Below are 16,338 nucleotides of genomic sequence, written 5' to 3'. Positions count from 1 at the left end.
CTTCCCTCCTTGCCGCAACGACGGCCTCAGACTTCCTGGGCCAGCAGCGCCTGAAGAATGTCCCGGCGGCTGACCACGCCAACCAGTTTTCCCTGCCGGACCACGGGAACCCGCTTGATCCCGCGCTTGAGCAGCACATCTGCAATTTCGGACAGGTCGGCGGACTCATCCACCGTGATGGCAGGGCTGCTCATCACGGCCGATGCCGTCTGCTCGCCCAGTTGAAGGCTGTGCAGAAACTCCAGATTCAGTGCCTCGCCTTCTGCCAGGAGCGACAGCCAGTGGTTCACCTTTCTCTGATGCGCGCTGTCCTGGCGCCGCACCAGATCGCCTTCGCTGACCACGCCGATCAACGCGCCGTCGTCGCCCGTCACCATCACGGCGCTGATGTCTCGATCCAGCATGGCACGCATAATCTGCGAGACCGGGGTACGCGGGGATACGCAGTATGGGGTCGCGGTCATGAGGTCGCGCGCTTTCATGGCATTTCTCCTGGGTGGCGGGGGCACGCCCCACGCCTGTTTGCTTGTCGGTCCTATGTTGATCTCGCGCCCGGCGGTTATCTTGATATTGGTCAAGCAAGGATGGGCCTGCCACATCAATGCTGCTTATTAGCGAAAACTTGGTCAGACAGTCAGGAGTCGATCCATGACACAGAAGCTGCGCATACATTTTTGCGGGGCCGCCGGCACCGTGACCGGCTCGCGTCATCTGCTGGATGCGTCCGGGCGGCTGATCCTGATGGATTGCGGGTTGTTCCAGGGACTCAAGCCGCTACGGCTGCTCAACTGGGCGCCGTTTCCCGTGGCGCCCTCGAAAATCGAAGCCGTGCTGCTGTCGCACGCGCACCTGGACCATTCGGGGTATCTGCCCAGGCTCGTGCGGGAGGGTTTCGCCGGCCCGATCTATTGTTCCGAAGCGACGCGCGACCTGTGCGAATTGCTATTGCTGGATAGCGCCCACTTGCAGGAAGCCGATGCCGATTACCTGAACCGCCACGGCCTGTCGCGCCATCGTCCCGCGTTGCCCCTGTACACGGTCGCCGACGCGCGCAGAGCGATCGCCGCGCTCCGCCCGGTCCCGTTCGATGCGCCGATGCCGCTCCCGGGGGGAATGCAGGTCCGGTTCTCGCGCGCCGGCCACATCCTGGGCGCCGCCATCGTCGAACTCGATTACCCGGGTGGACGACTGGTGTTTTCCGGCGACCTGGGCCGCTATGACGACCCGCTGATGCCGCCGCCCGCGTCCGTGACGCAGGCGGATCATCTGATTGTCGAATCCACCTACGGCAATCGCAGCCACGGCACGCAAAGCGTGCCGGACACGCTGGCCGGCATCATCCAGCGCACCATCCGGCGAGGGGGCTCTCTTGTGATTCCGGCGTTTGCCGTCGGCCGCGCCCAGCTCCTGTTGTTTCACCTGTGGCGGCTCAGGCTGGCCGGAAGCATCCCTCGCGACCTGCCCATCTACCTGGATAGTCCGATGGCCAGCAGCGCGGTCGACGTCTATCTACGGCATACCGCCGATCAGCGATTGCCGCGTGCGGATGCCAGGGCCGCGTTCGGCGTAGCCACCTGCGTCACTGACGTCGAACAATCCAAGGCGCTGGACCGCTCGCCGATGCCCAAGATCATTCTTTCGGCCAGCGGCATGGCCACCGGCGGACGGGTCATTCACCATCTCAAGCACTATGCCAGAGACCCTAGAAACACGATCCTCTTTGCCGGCTTCCAGGCGATGGGAACGCGCGGGGCCGCCATGCTGGATGGCGCCCGACAAGTCAAGATACATGGAGAATATGTGCCGATTCGCGCCGAGGTCGACAACCTGTCGATGTTGTCGGCGCATGCGGACGCCGACGAGATCCTGCGCTGGCTTCGTGGATTCTCAAGCGCGCCCCGGCATACCTACATCGTGCACGGAGAACCCGCGGCAGCCGACGCGCTGCGCCTGCGCATCAAGGACGAGCTTGGCTGGCGCTGCCATCCTGTCGAGCCGTCCGAAACCGCCGTGTTGAACTGATCCGGCGCGGCGCAGGGGCAGGCAAGGGCGCGCCCGCCCAGGCCGCCCGGGCAGCGGGCGGGCAAGGCGGGGCGCGCGTGGTCAATTGATCATGACGACCGGTATGTGGGCGGTGTGCAGCACTTTCAGCGCCACCGATCCGAGCAGCAGGCTGCCTGCGGCGCCTAGCCCCCGCGAACCCATGACGATGTGGTCGCAGTGCTGTTCGGCCGCATAGGCGGTGATCGTTGCGGCCACGGGCCCCACGCGCATCTGCGTTTGATAGCTGACACCGGCGGCATCCAGGACCGACCGCGCCTCGGCGAGCGCGGCGCTGGATTCATCCTCGTAGTAGTCCCGGATCATTTCCGGCGTGACGAACGCGCGGACGGCGCCCGACACAATGGGTATTTGCACGTTCAGCAGGTGGATCGCGCAGTCGCCATGCTCACGGATGTGATCGATCATGTACTTCACGGCACGCAAGGCGTTTTCGGAGCCGTCGATGGGAATGAGTACGTTCTTCACAGTGGCCTCAACGTTTGGGGGTAGGAAAGGCGCAGCCTCGGCTGCCTGCAACCATCATGACGCGAATGATGCTCCGGCCATTGACTGGAATCAAGGTTTGAGGCGCATCCTGACGGCGGCGTCCCCGCTCGCGCGTTGACGAAGGTCAATATTTGCCGGCCGCACCCGCGCAAGATGAAGCCTATGCAAGAGGACGTGGCCCCGCCAGCCAGTCAAGAGAGCGCCGCAGGGTGCGAGACGCGTGCAGGCAGTCCTCAGCCACTTACTGCCACCGGAGGTCACCATGTTCCGTCGAATCGCTGTCCATCTGGACCAGGGCGCCGATTGTTCGCGCCGGCTCGATTTCTGTCTGCGTCTGGCCAAGGCCCATGACGCCCACCTGACAGGGATATACGCCAGCTACGTCGCGCCGGGCTATTTCTATGACGAAGCCGGGTTGTGGGTGAGGGGGATGGATCGGGCGGTCCAGATCCACGAAAAGGCGCGCACTGCCGTCCAGAAGGCGTTCAGCGAGGCGGCCGAGCACGCCGGCGTTGCGGCGGCATGGCGGCAAGGCGAGTGGGGCACGCCCGCGGAGTGCGTTTCCCGGCACGCGCGTTCCTCGGATGTCGTCGTGGTGGGGCAGAACAACCTGAAGGATCTCGAAGCGGCCACGGGCAACGATTTCGTCGAGCAGGTGATCCTCACCTCGGGCCGGCCCGTCATCGTGCTGCCCATTGCCGGGACGTTCAGCACGATCGGCGGCCGGGTGCTGTACTGCTGGGACCGCGGCCGCGAGGCGGCGCGGGCCATCGCCGACGCCGCGCCGCTGCTGCGCAATGCTGCGGCTTTGCAGGTGTTGTCCCTGGACGAGGGATTCCCCTTGCAGCAGCCTTCGGACGTTCCCTTCGAGGACCTCGTCGCCTACTGCATCTGCCACGGGTTTCCCCAGCCCGTCCAGCAGATGCGCGACGTCCGCCACGGAGACATCGGCGATGCAATTCTGACGGCGGCCGCGGATTTCAGTGCGGATCTCATCGTGATGGGCGGATATGGGCACAGCCGGATGCGGCAGCTGGTGATGGGCGGGGCCACCCGGTCGCTGCTCAGCGCAATGACGGTTCCCGTCCTTCTGTCCCATTAGGCGATTGCTGCGTCGCCGATCTGGATAGCCCATGTACCGCCGTATCCTTGCCGCCATCGACGGCTCGCACGCATCCGACCGGGCATTGGAGGAGGCGGTCCGGATCAGCCGGGAAGCCGGCGCCTCGCTCCTTGTCGTGCATGCGCTGGAGGATCCGCCGGCAGTCCTGGAGGACAACCCCTACGCCGAGGATGCCCTGCGCACGCTGAAGGCCAGCCGAGAAGAAGCGGGCGCCAACCTGCTCAAGCGCGCCAAGGCTGACGCCGCGGCGGCCGGCGTCAACGCAGAGGCGACGCTTCTGGATGAGGACGCCATGCCGACGCCAGCGCGCATCCTGCGGGCCGCGCAGGCCTTCAACGCGGACCTGATCGTGTTGGGCACACATGGCCACCATGGCCTGCGCCGCGCGATGCTGGGCAGCAGCGCGGAAGGCGTCGTGCGGATGGCGCCTGTCCCCGTCTTGCTGGTCCGCACCCCATGAAGGCGATGGTCCTGCAAGCGCCGGGGCTGCCCCTGACGCTGGAAACACGCGAGACGCCGCAGCCCGGCCCCGGCCAGGTCAGATTACGCGTGTTGGCATGCGCGGTCTGCCGCACGGATCTGCATGTCCTGGACGGCGAGCTGCCCAACCTCAGGTATCCCATCATTCCGGGCCATGAAGTCGTCGGCGTCGTGGAATCGGTCGGGGCTGGCGTCGACACGGCGATGCTGGGGCGCCGCATGGGTGCGGCCTGGCTGGCGCGCACGTGCGGACAATGCACGTTCTGCCGCGCCGGTCAGGAAAATCTCTGCAGCGAGGCCCTGTTTACCGGCTACACACTGGACGGCGGCTTTGCGACGCACATGCTCGCGCATGCAGACTATCTGTTTCCCTTGCCAGCAGCCAGAGCCCCTGCGCGGATGGCGCCGTGGCTCTGCGCCGGCCTGATTGGCTGGCGGGCATTGCGGGCAACCGGCGATGCCCAGCGGCTGGGGCTTTATGGTTTCGGTTCTGCGGCGCGCCTCCTCACACAGGCCTGCCGCCACCTGAACCGCGAGGTGTACGCCTTTACCCGCACCGGCGATGTGGCAGCGCAAGCGCATGCGCTTGCGATGGGCGCGACCTGGGCTGGCAACAGCAGCGAACCCGCGCCGGTGCCCCTGGATGGGGCGATCCTGTTTGCGCCGGTCGGCGCGCTGGTGCCGTCAGCGCTTGGCGCGGTGCGGCCGGGCGGATGCGTGGTGTGCGCGGGCATCCACATGTCGGACATCCCGGCATTTCCCTACCGGCTGCTATGGGGCGAACGTTCGCTCTCGTCCGTCGCCAACCTGACGCGTGAGGACGGAAGGGAATTTCTCGGCAAGGCGCACGCGTGGGATCTGGGTGCCGATGTCCGCACGTATCGGCTTGAGGACGCGAATCGCGCGTTGGACGACCTGCGGGCGGGGCGCATTCAGGCGACGGCCGTGCTGCTGCCCTGAGGCGCGGCGGATCCCCGGGGCCGGGCGGTCTCTCATGCGCACCCTTCGCAGGCGCTTGGCGTTGCCGGGGCGTCAGCCCCCGCGGTTGCCGTGCCCAGCACCGCCGCAAGCCCGGGGTCTGGCCGAAAGAGGGTTATCCCCTTGAGCCCGAGCTTGAATGCTGACATGAACAACGCCTGCGCGCGTTCGATGCTGCAGTCAGCCGGCACGGGCACCGTCTTGGAAATGGAGGCGTCCACGAAACGTTGCAAGACGCCCACCATCTCCACGTGGTCTTCAGGCGCTACCTGCTGCGCGGTGCGGAAATAGTCGGGCAAAGGCTCGTGGGGAAAATGCAGGTTCCATTGGCGCCACGCATGGTTCTCAACCGGCACGTCAACCGCAGCGGCGCCCAGCATCACGCGGCGGCGGTAAGTCCAGCCGAAAGCCGGTTCGACCCCGCTGGAGCAATTGTCCGCAAAGGCGAGGCTGACGCTGCCGGTGGGCGCATACGACACCAGATGGCTGTTTCGCAACCCATGCCGGCGCACGGCAACGCGTACCTCGGCGGCAAGCGCATCGCCGATAGCGCCGTCCGACAGGTAGTCCGCTGCGCGGTAAAGGGGAAACGGCCCGCGCTCCCGGGCCAGTGCCGCCGACGCCGCGTAGGCGCTGTCCCGGATGCACCGGGCCACTTCGCTTGCGGCCTGGCGCCCGGCGTCGCTGTCGTATCGCAATTGCAGCATCGCAAGCATGTCCGCCAGCCCGGTCACACCCACGCCTATCCTGCGCGTGGACAATGCCTGCGCCTGTTGGGCGGGCAGGGGCCAATGCGTCAACGCGATCACGTTATCGAGCATGCGCACCTGTATGCGGACCATGCCGGCCAGCTTTGCCAGGTTCACGTTGGCGGGGCCGCCCAGTCCAAATGGGTGCTCGACCAAGCGTGTCAGGTTGATGGGGCCGAGCACGCAGCATCCATAGTCGGGCAGCGGCTGCTCGCCACACGGATTGGTGGCACGGATCGTCTCGAGGGCGCGCAGGTTGTCGGCGCGCGCGATGGTGTCGATGAACAGCAACCCCGGTTCGGCGCTGTGGACGGCCTCGCGCGCGATGGCATCCCATAAGCGCCGTGCCGAATCCTGGCGATACTGCCAAAGGCCGTCGGTTCGCTGGAATGCGCCCGCGTCGATCGCCGCTTGGCCGGGCGGGGTGTGATGAACCAGCGGCCAGGGCTCGTCGCGCTGCACTGCGGCAAGAAACGCGTCGCTGACCGCGACCGAAATATTGAAGGTACGCCAGCGCCGGCGACCGTGCTTGGCCTGGGCAAAGTCGAAGATGTCGGGATGCGCACAGGATAGAACCGCCATTTGGGCGCCGCGGCGGCTGCCCTCGAATGCCAGGCGGGCGCACGCCGCGTCGTACTGGTCGATTGCTTCGTGGACCGTCGGGGCGTCTGCCCGCCCAGGGGATCCCGCCGCCAGCGGGGGCAGCGACGAAAAATCGTACCCGACCCCACCGCCCATGGCCAATGTCTCAAGCGCCTGCTGCAGACCGGCGTGGAAGGAGAGTGAGGCATCGGAGCCACCCACCGGCTGCACGAAACAATTGACCATGGTCGCGTGTGCCTGCGTGCCGGCGTTTGCCATGATCCGCCCCGCACCGATCGCGCCGTCCCGCATGTTCTGAAGAAACGCCGCGGCGACGGACGCCCGCCGTGCTGGCGTCTCCGCCTGGGCGAGCGCCAGGGCGACGCGCGCGTACACCTGCGCGGCATCGTGCTCTGCGCAGGCCGCGTACCGGTCAAGCAGCACATTCGCGCACGCCGGCTGCGGCAGGAGCATGAAACGCCCCGGATCAGGAAACGCCTTCGGGAGCCCGCAGCAGCAAGACCGGCACCGATGCCCCGCGCAGGATGCCTTCGGCGCTGCTGCCCAGAAGCAGACGCCGCGCGCCGCGGCGTCCGTGCGTGCCGATCACGATCAGATCGGCTTTCCAGGCTGCCGCCTCATCCAGCACCCGCTGCTGGACGGTCCGGTCCAGATTCTCGTAGAGCGCGGTATCCGCTTCGATGCCTGCATCGCGGACGGTGCCTTGCGCCGTCTCCAGCATCTTCGCGCCATTGCGGCGCATCAGATCCAGGAGTTCGCCCGCGCGATAACTGTAGGCATCGGTGGTCAGGGCAAAGGACAGCTCGTCGATGACGTGTATCAGACGGATGCGCGCCCCAGTCAGCTTGGCCAGCCGGATGGCCTCGTTCAAGCCGATTTGCGAGGTGGAGCTGCCGTCGATGGGAACAAGGATTCGCTCATACATGCTGGTCTCCGGGAAAATTGGGCACGAAACCAGTATCAGCGGACGCGCGGCGAGAATATTGATTCCGGTCAAGTTGTGAGCGCCAGGAGCCTCCGCTACCACTTGTATGTCACACGTCCCAGCACCGTGCGGCGTTCGCCATAGAAGCAGGCGTAGGTGCAGGAGGCGACGTAAACCTTGTCGAAAAGGTTTCGCACCGTCAGGTCCACGCTCAACCCCTTGAATGTTGGGTTGCGCGCCCCAAGGTCGTAACGCAGCGCCGCATCCACGACCGTGTAATCGGGCACCTTCGCGGTATTGCCTGTGTTGAACGTTGATCCGATGTAGCGAACACCCGCGCCCATGTTCAGGCCGCCCAGCGCGCCGTCCTGCACCGTGTAGTCCGACCACAGCGATGCCATGTTGCGCGGCACGGCTTCCGGCGTGGTGCCCAGCGTGGCGGTGTTGCTGCGGGTGACCTCGGCGTCGGTGTAGGTGTAGGCGGCGATGACGTTCCAGCCTTTGGCCATTTCCGCCGTTGCCGACAGCTCGATGCCGCGGGAGCGCACTTCGCCGGTTTGCACGTTATAGATCGGATTGACCGGATCTGTGGTGGGCACGTTCGTGCGCGTCAGCTCGAACAACGATGCCGTCACGAACGAATTGGCGCCCGGCGGCTGGTACTTCAGCCCGACTTCCCATTGCTTGCCCTCGGTGGGGTCGAACGGCGTGGTGCCGCGCGCCGGCGAGGTGGTGCCGGTTTGCGGTTGGAATGAGGTGGAATAGCTGACGTAGGGCGCCAAGCCGTTGTCAGCCAGGTAGAGCAGGCCCGCGCGCCAGGTGAACGCATTGTCGGTCGTGCGTGTGACGGCGTCGGTCAGCTTGTTGCGCGTCTTGCCGGTGGCGTCGTCGTATCGCCCGCTGAGCACCATGACGAACTTCTCGTCGAACTTGATCTGGTCCTGAAGGTAAAGCCCCGTTTGCTCACGCGTTTCGACGGTGTAGGTGTTCGGGTCGGCGGGAATCGCGACGGGCGACCCGTAGCGGGGGTTGAAGAAATTGATGGGCGCCAGGTTGTTGTAGCCCGCGTACTGTTCGCGGGTCAGCGACGCGCTGGTGTAGTCCAGGCCGAACAGCACATCGTGCTTGAAACGGCCGGATGTCCAGGTGGCATTGAACTGGTTGTCCACGCTGGTGCCGTGCGCGTCGTCGTCGCGCCGGTATGCGCCGCGTTCGGCGGTGCTGAAATTGCTGCCCGGCACCCACGACCACCAGTAGGCGTGGTTGACGCGATTGGTCGATTGCGCGTACGTGAGGTTCTGCCGGAACTGCCACGTCTCGTTGAAGCGGTGCGCGAACTGGTACCCCAGCGTTTCGACCTCCTGATCCCACTTGCTCCAGTCGGGCTCGCCGGTAAAACGGTCCGTTGGAATGCGGCCATTGGGGTTGTGCCTGACCGTGCCCTCCAGCGGATAGCCTGCGTTGTTGATCGTCTTGTTCTTCATGTAGCTGGCCAACACGGTCAGCGTGGTGTCCGGCTTGATCCGCCATGTCAGCGCGGGCGCAAAGAAATAACGATCGTCAGGAATGTGGTCGATCATGGTGTCACTGTTGCGCACCAGGCCGGTCAGGCGATACGTCAGCCGCCCGTCCTCGTCGAGCGGACCGCCGAAGTCGCCAGCCAGTTGCGCGTTGTTGTGCGAGCCGCCGCTGACCTGGATCTCGCGCAGCGGTGTGTCGGTCGGCCGCTTGGACACGAGATTGACGATTCCGCCCGGCGCGGCCTGCCCATACAAGACCGAGGCGGGCCCTTTTACGATTTCGATCCGCTCCAGGCCGAAGGGCTCGGCCGCAACACTGTAGTGGGGCAGGGGAAGCTTCAGCCCGTCGCGAAACATCACGCCGGGATTGGTGCGCACGTCGAATCCGCGAATGATGAAGGGATCGTCTGTCCGGTTGAATCCTTCCTGCACCACGATGCCAGGCGTGTAGCGCACCGCATCGCCGAGCGTCTGGGGGTTCTGTTCGCGTATCTGCGCCGCAGTCACCACCGAGATCGACTGCGGAACTTCGATCAGCGGCGTATCCGTCTTGGTGCCCGCCGAACTGTAAGTGGCCACAATCGTCTCGGAATCCGGCCGTTGCGCCAGCACGGTGATGGGGGCAAGCGTCGAGGCCGCGTCCCCACGCGTCAACGTGATCGTATTGTTGCTGAGCGCGAAGCGGATGTTCTGCCCGCGCAGCATCACCTGCAATGCTTCCGAAGCCTCCATGAGACCCGACACCGGGGCGCTGCGTTGGCCTTGCACCAGATCCTGGCTGTACAACACCTGCAGATTGGCCTGCTGGCCGAGCGCCTGAAGGGCTTGAGCGAGCGGTTGCGCGGGAATGTTGAATTGCAACGGAGCGGCCTGGGCCGCCGTGCTTGCAGCGGCAACCAACGCTGCCGCTATGAATGGATGCCGGGAAAACGGGACTGAGGCGGCGCGAAGGCGTGCAGCAAGAATGCGGACATACATGTGGGCACCAAGTATTGGATTAAATGAAACTGCGAATGAATACCAATACCTGAGACGAAGTAGCGCTCCCGATTAGGAACGAAAAAAAGTAACGCTATGTAAATCAGGGGGTGCGTGCAGCCGGGACAAGCATCAGCGCGCCGTCGCGGCCGCGTTGCGTTTTGACGGGCAGGATGCCGGGCAGGGCGCGCGCAAGGTCCACAGCATTGCGCGTGTCGTACGTACCGCCGATCCGCAGGCCGCCAATGGAAGGATCGACCGAGGAGTACTGCTCGTCGGACGGCAAATAGCGATTCAGTTGCATGACCGCATCGCGCAGCGTCGTGTCGTTCAGCACCAGTTTGCCGTGGCGCCAGGCAGCCACCTCGTTTTCCTGGACCGGCCGTGGCCAGGGATCGCCCCGCTCGCCGTAGCGGGCTTGGGACATGGGTTGCAGCCGCACGATCTTGCCGGGGCCGGCGGTCCCGCCTGCCTGCACTTCGACGCTGCCTTCCAGCAAGGTCACGATGACGGTTTCCCCTGATTTGAATACATTGAACGCCGTGCCGGTGACCGTGATGGTGCCGCGTCCCGCTTCGACGATGAAGGGGTGCGTGGCGTCATGCGCCACCCTGAAGAAGGCTTCGCCATCGTTCAGACGCACGCGCCGCGCGTCGCGATAATTGCCGAAAACCAAGGACGTATTCACGTTCAGGTCGACCTGCGAACCGTCGCTGAGTGCCACGGTTTGCCCGGCCTGCGCGCTGTTCAACCGCTGATAAGCGGTGGGCAATAGCGAAAACGACCAGCCTGCCGCCCAGACCGCGGCAGCCGTGGCACAGGCGGCGCCGGCCAGACGCCACATGCGGCGTGGAGGACGGCTTTTGAAAGGTTGGCTCTGCGCCGCGCCGGCCGCAACGGGCAGGGCGTGCGACATGCGCCAAAGTTCTTGCACCGCGGCGTACTCGCGGGCGTGGCGCGGATCAGCGTCCATCCAACGCCGAAACGCAGCCCGGTCCTCGTCGCTGCAAGCGTCGTCGTTGATGCGTACGCACCAATCCGCCGCCTGTTCGGTCAGGATTTCGTCTTGCTCGGACGCGTTGGGGGAGGGGCTGGCCGGCATTGCAGTTAAAGAGAATGAGTTTTGTTACACTCGCGGGGTGGCGATCGCCAGAACCATACCTGGCGGCATGGCCGCATTATGCAAGATTCCACGGATTGGCATCACGGCATGGCGGCGCGAGGGGGAAAAGGTCGATGGAGCAGTACTACAAGGAATTGCTGCGCTTTCTGGCACGTCGGCTGGGCAATTCGCACGATGCCGCCGACGTTGCGCAGGAAACCTACGCCCGCATCCTGGACCGCAGCGGCGGTGCCGTCATCACGCAACCGCGCGCGTTCCTGTTCCGCGCCGCCATCAATCTGTCGCTGGACCTTCACCGCCAGCAACGCGCTCAGGCGACCTTGCCCCTGGACGCGCAGGCCGAATCCCAGCCATGCCCCGCCGCGGGGCAGGAAGACCGCGCCTACCAAAAGCAGCAACTGTCCCGACTTGACCGGGCCCTGAGAGAGCTGCCCGACAATTGCCGCAAGGCGTTCGTCATGCGGCAGGTGGAAGGCCTGACGCACGACGAAATCGCGGCGCGCCTGGGAATTTCGCGCGATATGGTCGCCAAGCATCTGGTGCGCGCGCTGCGGCATTGCCGGCTTCGGCTCAAAGCGTGGGAGAGCGCGGACCAAGGGTAAGCTTGCCTCGAAAGCATGCGTTCGAGTGCCGGCGCGTGGACGGCGGCCTGATCCCGGCGCTTTGCGCGCCAGTTTCGATTTCACCTGGAGAGACACACATGACGGTTTCCGACGAGGTTCACTTCAAGGCGCTTTCCGGCGTCACGACGGCCACGCTGACCACCATCCTATTGAAGAAAGGGCTGCGCAACGTCTGGATCCGCGGCGCGTTCCCGCTGGCCCAGGGCCTGGACCGCATCGTCGGCCGCGCGTTCACCGTGCGCTTCGTGCCCGCCCGCGAAGACCTGGCCACGCCGGAATCCTGGTCCTCGCCCAAATCCAGCCGCGGCGCCATCGAGCAGATGCCCTCCGGCTGCATCGCGGTGGTCGACGCCATGGGCGTGAAAGACGCCGGCATCTGGGGCGACATCCTGTGCGCCCGCATGGCAAAGCGCGGCGTGGCTGGCCTGGTAACCGACGGCGTCGTGCGCGACCTGGCCGGTGTACTGGGAACCAAGCTGCCCGTGTGGGCGAGCGGAGCGGCAGCGCCGCCCTCGGTGGCCGGCCTGACCTTCGTGGACTGGCAGCAGCCCGTCGCCTGCGGTGGCGTGGCCGTCTTTCCCGATGACGTGATCGTCGCCGACCAGGACGGCGCCGTCGTCATTCCAGCCGCGCTGCTGGCCGACGTGGTCGACGCAGCCGTTGAGCAGGAGCGCTTTGAAGGCTGGATCATGGACGAAGTCAACAACGGCGCCGTGCTGCCGGGCTTGTATCCGCCGAACGAAGCCAACAAGGCGAAGTACGCCGCGTCAAAGAAGGGGTAACGCCTGAAATTCCGGTCTAAGCGACTGAAGGAAGCCGGCTCTTCATGCCGGCTTCCTTGCGTTCGCTGTAGCGATCCACCAGATAAGGGCTTGTATCCCGCGTGAGCAACGTGAACTTCATCAGCTCTTCGACCACATCGACGATCCGATCGTAGTAAGGGGAGGGCTTCATGCGCCCGCGATCGTCGAATTCCTGGTAGGCCTTGGCCACGGACGATTGATTGGGAATGGTCAACATGCGCATCCAACGGCCCAGGATACGCATCTGGTTCACCGCGTTGAACGACTGCGATCCGCCCGAAACCTGCATGACCGCCAGCGTCTTGCCCTGGGTGGGCCGCACGGCACCCACCGACAACGGGATCCAGTCGATCTGCGTCTTCATCAATCCCGTCATCGCGCCGTGACGCTCGGGCGAGCTCCAGATCATGCCTTCGGCCCACTGGACAAGCTCGTGAAGCTCTCGGACCTTGGGATGACTCTCCGTGGCGTCATCGACCAGCGGCAGCCCGGTTGGGTTGAATAGCCGGGTTTCGCCGCCCAGGGCTTCGAGCAAACGCGCCGCTTCTTCGGCGACCAACCGGCTGTAGGAGCGCTCGCGCAGCGATCCATACAACAGCAGGAACCGCGGCGCATGCGTGGCCCGCGCCGGCGGGAACAGCGCGGCTGGCGCCGGCGCCTTGAAGTACGCGGGATCGATATTCGGCAGATCCGCAAACACGTCAGACACGGTTGCCCTCCGCATCGATCAGCGGTTCTCCATCTTCTTTGTTGAAGGCGCCGCGCTGAGCCTGAGGCAGGATGTCCAGCACGACCTCCGACGGCCGGCACAGCCGGGTACCCAGCGGGGTCACGACGATCGGCCGATTTATCAGGATCGGGTGCTCAAGCATGAAGCCAATCAGTTGGTCGTCTGTCCACTTCGGATCGGACAGCCCCAATTCGTCGTAAGGCGTGCCTTTCTGGCGCAGCAGTTCGCGAACGGGGATGCCCATATCGGCAATCAACGACCGCAGCGTGGCGGCGTCCGGCGGCGTCTTCAGGTACTCAATGATCGTGGGCGTTTCGCCGCTATTGCGAATCAACCCGAGGACGTTGCGAGACGTGCCGCAGGCCGGGTTGTGATAAATCGTGATGGAACTCATGAAAACCTCTTTCTAAGGAATGTCGGGCAGGCCGGTGGCCACCACTCAGCGCCGGAGGGCGCCGGCCTCGTACCAACCCTTGGTCCGATTGACGATCCGCACGACAAGCAGCATTACGGGCACTTCGATAAGCACGCCCACCACCGTGGCCAATGCCGCGCCAGAGTGGAATCCGAACAGGCTGATCGCGGCCGCCACGGCCAGTTCGAAGAAGTTGGATGCGCCGATCAGCGCGGAAGGGCAGGCAATGCTGTGCTTTTCTCCCGCGCGGCGGTTAAGCCAGTACGCCAGACCCGAATTGAAAAACACCTGGATGAGAATCGGCACCGCCAGCATCGCAATGATCAAAGGTTGGCCAATGATGGCTTCGCCCTGAAATGCGAACAGCAGAACCAGCGTCAGCAGCAGCGCCGCCATTGAGAACGGCCCGATGCGCGCCAGGGCGGCGTCAAATACCGCCTGACCGCGGCGGAGCAGGGTGCGGCGCCAGAGCTGGGCAAGCACCACCGGAATCACGATGTACAGCCCGACGGACACCAGCAGCGTGTCCCAAGGCACGGTGATGGCCGACAGCCCGAGCAGCAAGCCCACCATGGGCGCGAAGGCAAACACCATGATGGTGTCGTTCAATGCGACCTGGGACAACGTGAACACCGGATCGCCTCCAGTCAGGCGGCTCCAGACGAACACCATCGCGGTGCACGGCGCCGCCGCCAGCAGGATCAGGCCGGCAATGTAGCTATCCAGCTGGTCGGCGGGTAACCAGGCCGAAAAAATCTGGCGGATGAAAAGCCAGCCCAGAAAAGCCATGGAAAACGGCTTGACGGCCCAGTTGATGAACAGTGTCACGCCAATGCCGCGCCAGTGCTGCTTGACCTGGCCGAGCGCCCCGAAGTCCACCTTGAGCAGCATGGGAATGATCATTACCCAGATCAGAATCCCCACCGGCAAGTTGACCTGAGCGACTTCAAGGCGGCCAATCGTCTGGAACAACGCGGGCATCATTTGCCCAAGCGTCACACCGAGCACGATGCAGAGAAACACCCATAGGGTGAGATAGCGCTCGAAAACATTCATCCCGGGCCGCGGGCGCTGAGCGGGCGCGGCCTGTGTGGTGGACGACATCGGGTTTACTCCGGGGGTGAATCAGCAGGTCGTGCAAGCCGCACGCAGGGAAGGTTCGCAGGCCGTGCCCGCGCAGCAGTGCTCAGTCAGATAGCCAAGCAATCCGCTCATCTTCGAGAAGTCGGCCCGGTAGATCAGGTTGCGCCCCTGTTGCTCGACAGTGACCAAGCCCGACGTGGACAGTTCTTTCAGGTGAAAAGACAGGGTATTGCGCGCAACGCCCAGTTGGTCTGCGAGGACACTGGGCATCAGTCCCGGCGGACCCGCCACGACCAGTGCGCGGAAGGTCCGCAGCCGTTGAGGATGGGCGAGGGCGCCTAGCGCGGAGATGGCTTGCTCTTCGTTCATTGTTCGATCATACAACGATTATTGAACTATTAGCGAGAGCCCTGAGGACTTCCTTTCTTGCGTGCGCGTCCGTGAAGATGTCTGTGATGAATATCCGGGTAGTGCGGATGCGTGTGCGTCAACGGTTCGTGACGATGAGGATGGGTGTGTGGTTCCACGCCGTCCCAGGCGAATGGGTGCGTGTGCTGGTGGTGATCGTCGTGCACATGCCGGTGGCTGTGCTCAAGCGGTTCGTGGGTGTGCTCGTGCGCATGCCGTTCGCGCACGTGCAGCCAAACGCCAAGCGCCATCAAGGCCGCGGCCGGCCAAAAGAGTAGACCGGGGCTTTCTGGCCACAGAACAAAAGAAATCGCCACCCCAAAAAGCGGCGCCACGGAGAAGTACGCGCCGGTCCTGGCGGTTCCCAGCGTCCGGAGCGCCACCACGAACAACGTGAGGCTCAATCCATAACCGAAAAATCCCACGGCAAGACTGGCGCCCGCCACCGCGCCGGACGGAAACCCGGCACCGCCGAGCAGTGCCAGGGTTGTGCTGACAACGCTCGCTGCCAAGCCTTTGATGCCCGCAATCAGCATGGCGTCATTGCAGGCGACTCGCCGGGTCAGGTTGTTGTCCACCGCCCAGCACAGACAGGCGCCCACGATCAGCAGCGCCCCGGTCGACAGCGTTGCGCCGCCGGGCTCCCAGGACAGCAAGACGCCGCCCATAACGATGGCAATCATGCCCATCACGATCTGGCGGTCGGCGTTTTCCTTGAAGAAGCACCAGGCGATGACCGCCGTAAGCACGCCTTCGACATTGAGCAACAGGGACGCCGACGCGCCGCTGGTCTGGGTCAACCCCAGCATCAACAGGACAGGGCCAAGCACGCCGCCCGCGACAATTGCACCCACCAACCACGGCAGATCAGCCCGAGGAATGCGCCAGGCGGAGGGAAGCTTCGACTCCCGGGCGTGCAAGAGGTGGCGCAATGCCAGGAGGATGCCGAGACCCAAGCCACTGCCCAGGTAGAGCAGCCCGGCCAGCAACAGCGGCGGCACACCTTCGACCAAGGCTTTTGCGAAAGGCGTGCTGGCGCCGAACAGGAGCGCGGCGGCTAACGCAGGGGTGGCAGACCGGATAGACATGGGAACAGTCGATTGATTGGAGCTGCGTGGCTATTTAGGGGAGCCAAGCATGCTATCCACCTGGATCGTTTACTTTACATAATACACATTATGCGAACTTAGCCTGGGGCGAGCACCACATGGGTTACGCACCTCCGAAGTTCCGAGCCCTTATCGTCG

Annotated in this window: 17 protein-coding genes; 6 read left to right on the top strand and 11 right to left on the bottom strand. The window is 64.6% G+C overall.

All coding sequences use genetic code 11. From position 1 onward, the window contains the following. Positions 1-26 precede the first annotated feature (26 nt). Positions 27-482, bottom strand: a complete 456-nt coding sequence (locus LN047_RS15470) for a CBS domain-containing protein (RefSeq protein WP_056317885.1) — start codon at positions 480-482, stop codon at positions 27-29. A gap of 166 nt (positions 483-648) precedes the next feature. Here LN047_RS15470 and LN047_RS15465 point away from each other — a divergent pair, with 166 nt between their 5' ends. Beyond that, positions 649-2,022: an MBL fold metallo-hydrolase RNA specificity domain-containing protein gene (locus LN047_RS15465; RefSeq protein WP_373979491.1), complete on the top strand. Its 1,374-nt coding sequence runs from the start codon at positions 649-651 to the stop codon at positions 2,020-2,022. An 81-nt stretch (positions 2,023-2,103) separates the two neighbouring features. On the opposite strand, the gene LN047_RS15460 is transcribed toward LN047_RS15465, so the two are convergent. After that, the gene (locus LN047_RS15460; protein ID WP_081100913.1) at positions 2,104-2,529 is read right to left on the bottom strand and encodes a universal stress protein; all 426 of its coding nucleotides are present in this window, start codon (positions 2,527-2,529) and stop codon (positions 2,104-2,106) included. A 283-nt stretch (positions 2,530-2,812) separates the two neighbouring features. On the opposite strand from LN047_RS15460, the gene LN047_RS15455 reads away from it, so the two are divergent. The 3 genes from LN047_RS15455 to LN047_RS15445 are packed head-to-tail and all read left to right on the top strand — an operon-like array spanning position 2,813 to position 5,113. Beyond that, positions 2,813-3,652: a universal stress protein gene (locus LN047_RS15455; protein WP_373979490.1), complete on the top strand. Its 840-nt coding sequence runs from the start codon at positions 2,813-2,815 to the stop codon at positions 3,650-3,652. Positions 3,653-3,683: 31 nt separating this feature from the next. Continuing rightward, positions 3,684-4,133: a universal stress protein gene (locus LN047_RS15450; protein WP_175155493.1), complete on the top strand. Its 450-nt coding sequence runs from the start codon at positions 3,684-3,686 to the stop codon at positions 4,131-4,133. Then, complete coding sequence (locus LN047_RS15445; RefSeq protein WP_226849395.1) at positions 4,130-5,113, top strand: zinc-binding alcohol dehydrogenase family protein; 984 nt, start codon at positions 4,130-4,132, stop codon at positions 5,111-5,113. The genes LN047_RS15450 and LN047_RS15445 overlap by 4 nt, the downstream gene beginning before the upstream one ends. Positions 5,114-5,145: 32 nt before the next feature. On the opposite strand, the gene LN047_RS15440 is transcribed toward LN047_RS15445, so the two are convergent. The 4 genes from LN047_RS15440 to LN047_RS15425 all read right to left on the bottom strand — a co-directional run bounded on the left by LN047_RS15440 (position 5,146) and on the right by LN047_RS15425 (position 11,008). Beyond that, positions 5,146-6,936, bottom strand: coding sequence for an adenosylcobalamin-dependent ribonucleoside-diphosphate reductase (locus LN047_RS15440; RefSeq protein WP_373979489.1), 1,791 nt, complete (start codon positions 6,934-6,936; stop codon positions 5,146-5,148). Between the two features lie 13 nt (positions 6,937-6,949). Then, positions 6,950-7,408 carry a universal stress protein gene (locus tag LN047_RS15435; protein ID WP_373979488.1) on the bottom strand — a complete coding sequence of 153 codons (459 nt, stop codon included), beginning with the start codon at positions 7,406-7,408 and terminating at the stop codon, positions 6,950-6,952. 95 nt (positions 7,409-7,503) lie between these two features. Then, a complete protein-coding gene (locus LN047_RS15430; RefSeq protein WP_373979487.1) occupies positions 7,504-9,906 on the bottom strand; it encodes a TonB-dependent siderophore receptor in 2,403 nt (800 codons plus the stop codon). Positions 9,907-10,009: 103 nt separating this feature from the next. Further along, entirely contained in the window at positions 10,010-11,008 is a 999-nt protein-coding gene (locus tag LN047_RS15425; protein WP_373979486.1) for a FecR domain-containing protein, read from the bottom strand. Between the two features lie 134 nt (positions 11,009-11,142). Between LN047_RS15425 and LN047_RS15420 the strand changes: the two genes are divergently transcribed. Both LN047_RS15420 and LN047_RS15415 read left to right on the top strand, forming a co-directional pair. Beyond that, a complete protein-coding gene (locus LN047_RS15420) occupies positions 11,143-11,631 on the top strand; it encodes a sigma-70 family RNA polymerase sigma factor (RefSeq protein WP_373979485.1) in 489 nt (162 codons plus the stop codon). 98 nt (positions 11,632-11,729) lie between these two features. Beyond that, complete coding sequence (locus tag LN047_RS15415; protein WP_373979484.1) at positions 11,730-12,434, top strand: ribonuclease activity regulator RraA; 705 nt, start codon at positions 11,730-11,732, stop codon at positions 12,432-12,434. A gap of 16 nt (positions 12,435-12,450) precedes the next feature. Here LN047_RS15415 and arsH read toward each other — a convergent pair whose 3' ends face one another. From arsH to LN047_RS15390, 5 genes are read right to left on the bottom strand one after another with little or no spacing between them, the layout of a single operon-like run. Continuing rightward, entirely contained in the window at positions 12,451-13,164 is a 714-nt protein-coding gene (gene arsH / locus LN047_RS15410; protein ID WP_373979483.1) for an arsenical resistance protein ArsH, read from the bottom strand. Then, positions 13,157-13,579 (bottom strand): arsenate reductase (glutaredoxin), encoded by a 423-nt coding sequence (gene arsC / locus LN047_RS15405; RefSeq protein ID WP_373979482.1) that lies wholly within the window; start codon positions 13,577-13,579, stop codon positions 13,157-13,159. Before arsC ends, arsH begins: the two co-directional genes overlap by 8 nt. A gap of 45 nt (positions 13,580-13,624) precedes the next feature. Further along, entirely contained in the window at positions 13,625-14,704 is a 1,080-nt protein-coding gene (arsB, locus tag LN047_RS15400) for an ACR3 family arsenite efflux transporter (RefSeq protein ID WP_373979481.1), read from the bottom strand. A 21-nt stretch (positions 14,705-14,725) separates the two neighbouring features. After that, positions 14,726-15,052 carry a helix-turn-helix transcriptional regulator gene (locus LN047_RS15395; RefSeq protein ID WP_056317918.1) on the bottom strand — a complete coding sequence of 109 codons (327 nt, stop codon included), beginning with the start codon at positions 15,050-15,052 and terminating at the stop codon, positions 14,726-14,728. A gap of 29 nt (positions 15,053-15,081) precedes the next feature. Beyond that, positions 15,082-16,179, bottom strand: coding sequence for an EamA family transporter (locus LN047_RS15390; RefSeq protein WP_373979480.1), 1,098 nt, complete (start codon positions 16,177-16,179; stop codon positions 15,082-15,084). Positions 16,180-16,338: the final 159 nt, after the last annotated feature.

This window comes from Achromobacter sp. JD417, from assembly GCF_041879325.1.
GTDB classification, from domain to species: Bacteria; Pseudomonadota; Gammaproteobacteria; order Burkholderiales; family Burkholderiaceae_B; genus Achromobacter; species Achromobacter mucicolens.
The sequence above is the reverse complement of the archived record's forward strand: the minus strand, read 5'-3'. Positions and strand labels throughout refer to the sequence as shown.

Bases quoted from the DNA above. Each gene is read 5' to 3' on its own strand.
- LN047_RS15415 (WP_373979484.1), top strand. From the start codon at position 11,730: ATGACGGTTTCCGACGAGGTTCACTTCAAGGCGCTTTCCGGCGTCACG.
- LN047_RS15435 (WP_373979488.1), bottom strand. From the start codon at position 7,408: ATGTATGAGCGAATCCTTGTTCCCATCGACGGCAGCTCCACCTCGCAA.
- arsB (WP_373979481.1), bottom strand. From the start codon at position 14,704: ATGTCGTCCACCACACAGGCCGCGCCCGCTCAGCGCCCGCGGCCCGGG.
- LN047_RS15420 (WP_373979485.1), top strand. From the start codon at position 11,143: ATGGAGCAGTACTACAAGGAATTGCTGCGCTTTCTGGCACGTCGGCTG.
- arsC (WP_373979482.1), bottom strand. From the start codon at position 13,579: ATGAGTTCCATCACGATTTATCACAACCCGGCCTGCGGCACGTCTCGC.
- LN047_RS15450 (WP_175155493.1), top strand. From the start codon at position 3,684: ATGTACCGCCGTATCCTTGCCGCCATCGACGGCTCGCACGCATCCGAC.
- LN047_RS15445 (WP_226849395.1), top strand. From the start codon at position 4,130: ATGAAGGCGATGGTCCTGCAAGCGCCGGGGCTGCCCCTGACGCTGGAA.
- LN047_RS15425 (WP_373979486.1), bottom strand. From the start codon at position 11,008: ATGCCGGCCAGCCCCTCCCCCAACGCGTCCGAGCAAGACGAAATCCTG.
- LN047_RS15465 (WP_373979491.1), top strand. From the start codon at position 649: ATGACACAGAAGCTGCGCATACATTTTTGCGGGGCCGCCGGCACCGTG.
- LN047_RS15440 (WP_373979489.1), bottom strand. From the start codon at position 6,936: ATGCTCCTGCCGCAGCCGGCGTGCGCGAATGTGCTGCTTGACCGGTAC.
- LN047_RS15430 (WP_373979487.1), bottom strand. From the start codon at position 9,906: ATGTATGTCCGCATTCTTGCTGCACGCCTTCGCGCCGCCTCAGTCCCG.
- LN047_RS15470 (WP_056317885.1), bottom strand. From the start codon at position 482: ATGAAAGCGCGCGACCTCATGACCGCGACCCCATACTGCGTATCCCCG.
- LN047_RS15390 (WP_373979480.1), bottom strand. From the start codon at position 16,179: ATGTCTATCCGGTCTGCCACCCCTGCGTTAGCCGCCGCGCTCCTGTTC.
- LN047_RS15395 (WP_056317918.1), bottom strand. From the start codon at position 15,052: ATGAACGAAGAGCAAGCCATCTCCGCGCTAGGCGCCCTCGCCCATCCT.
- LN047_RS15455 (WP_373979490.1), top strand. From the start codon at position 2,813: ATGTTCCGTCGAATCGCTGTCCATCTGGACCAGGGCGCCGATTGTTCG.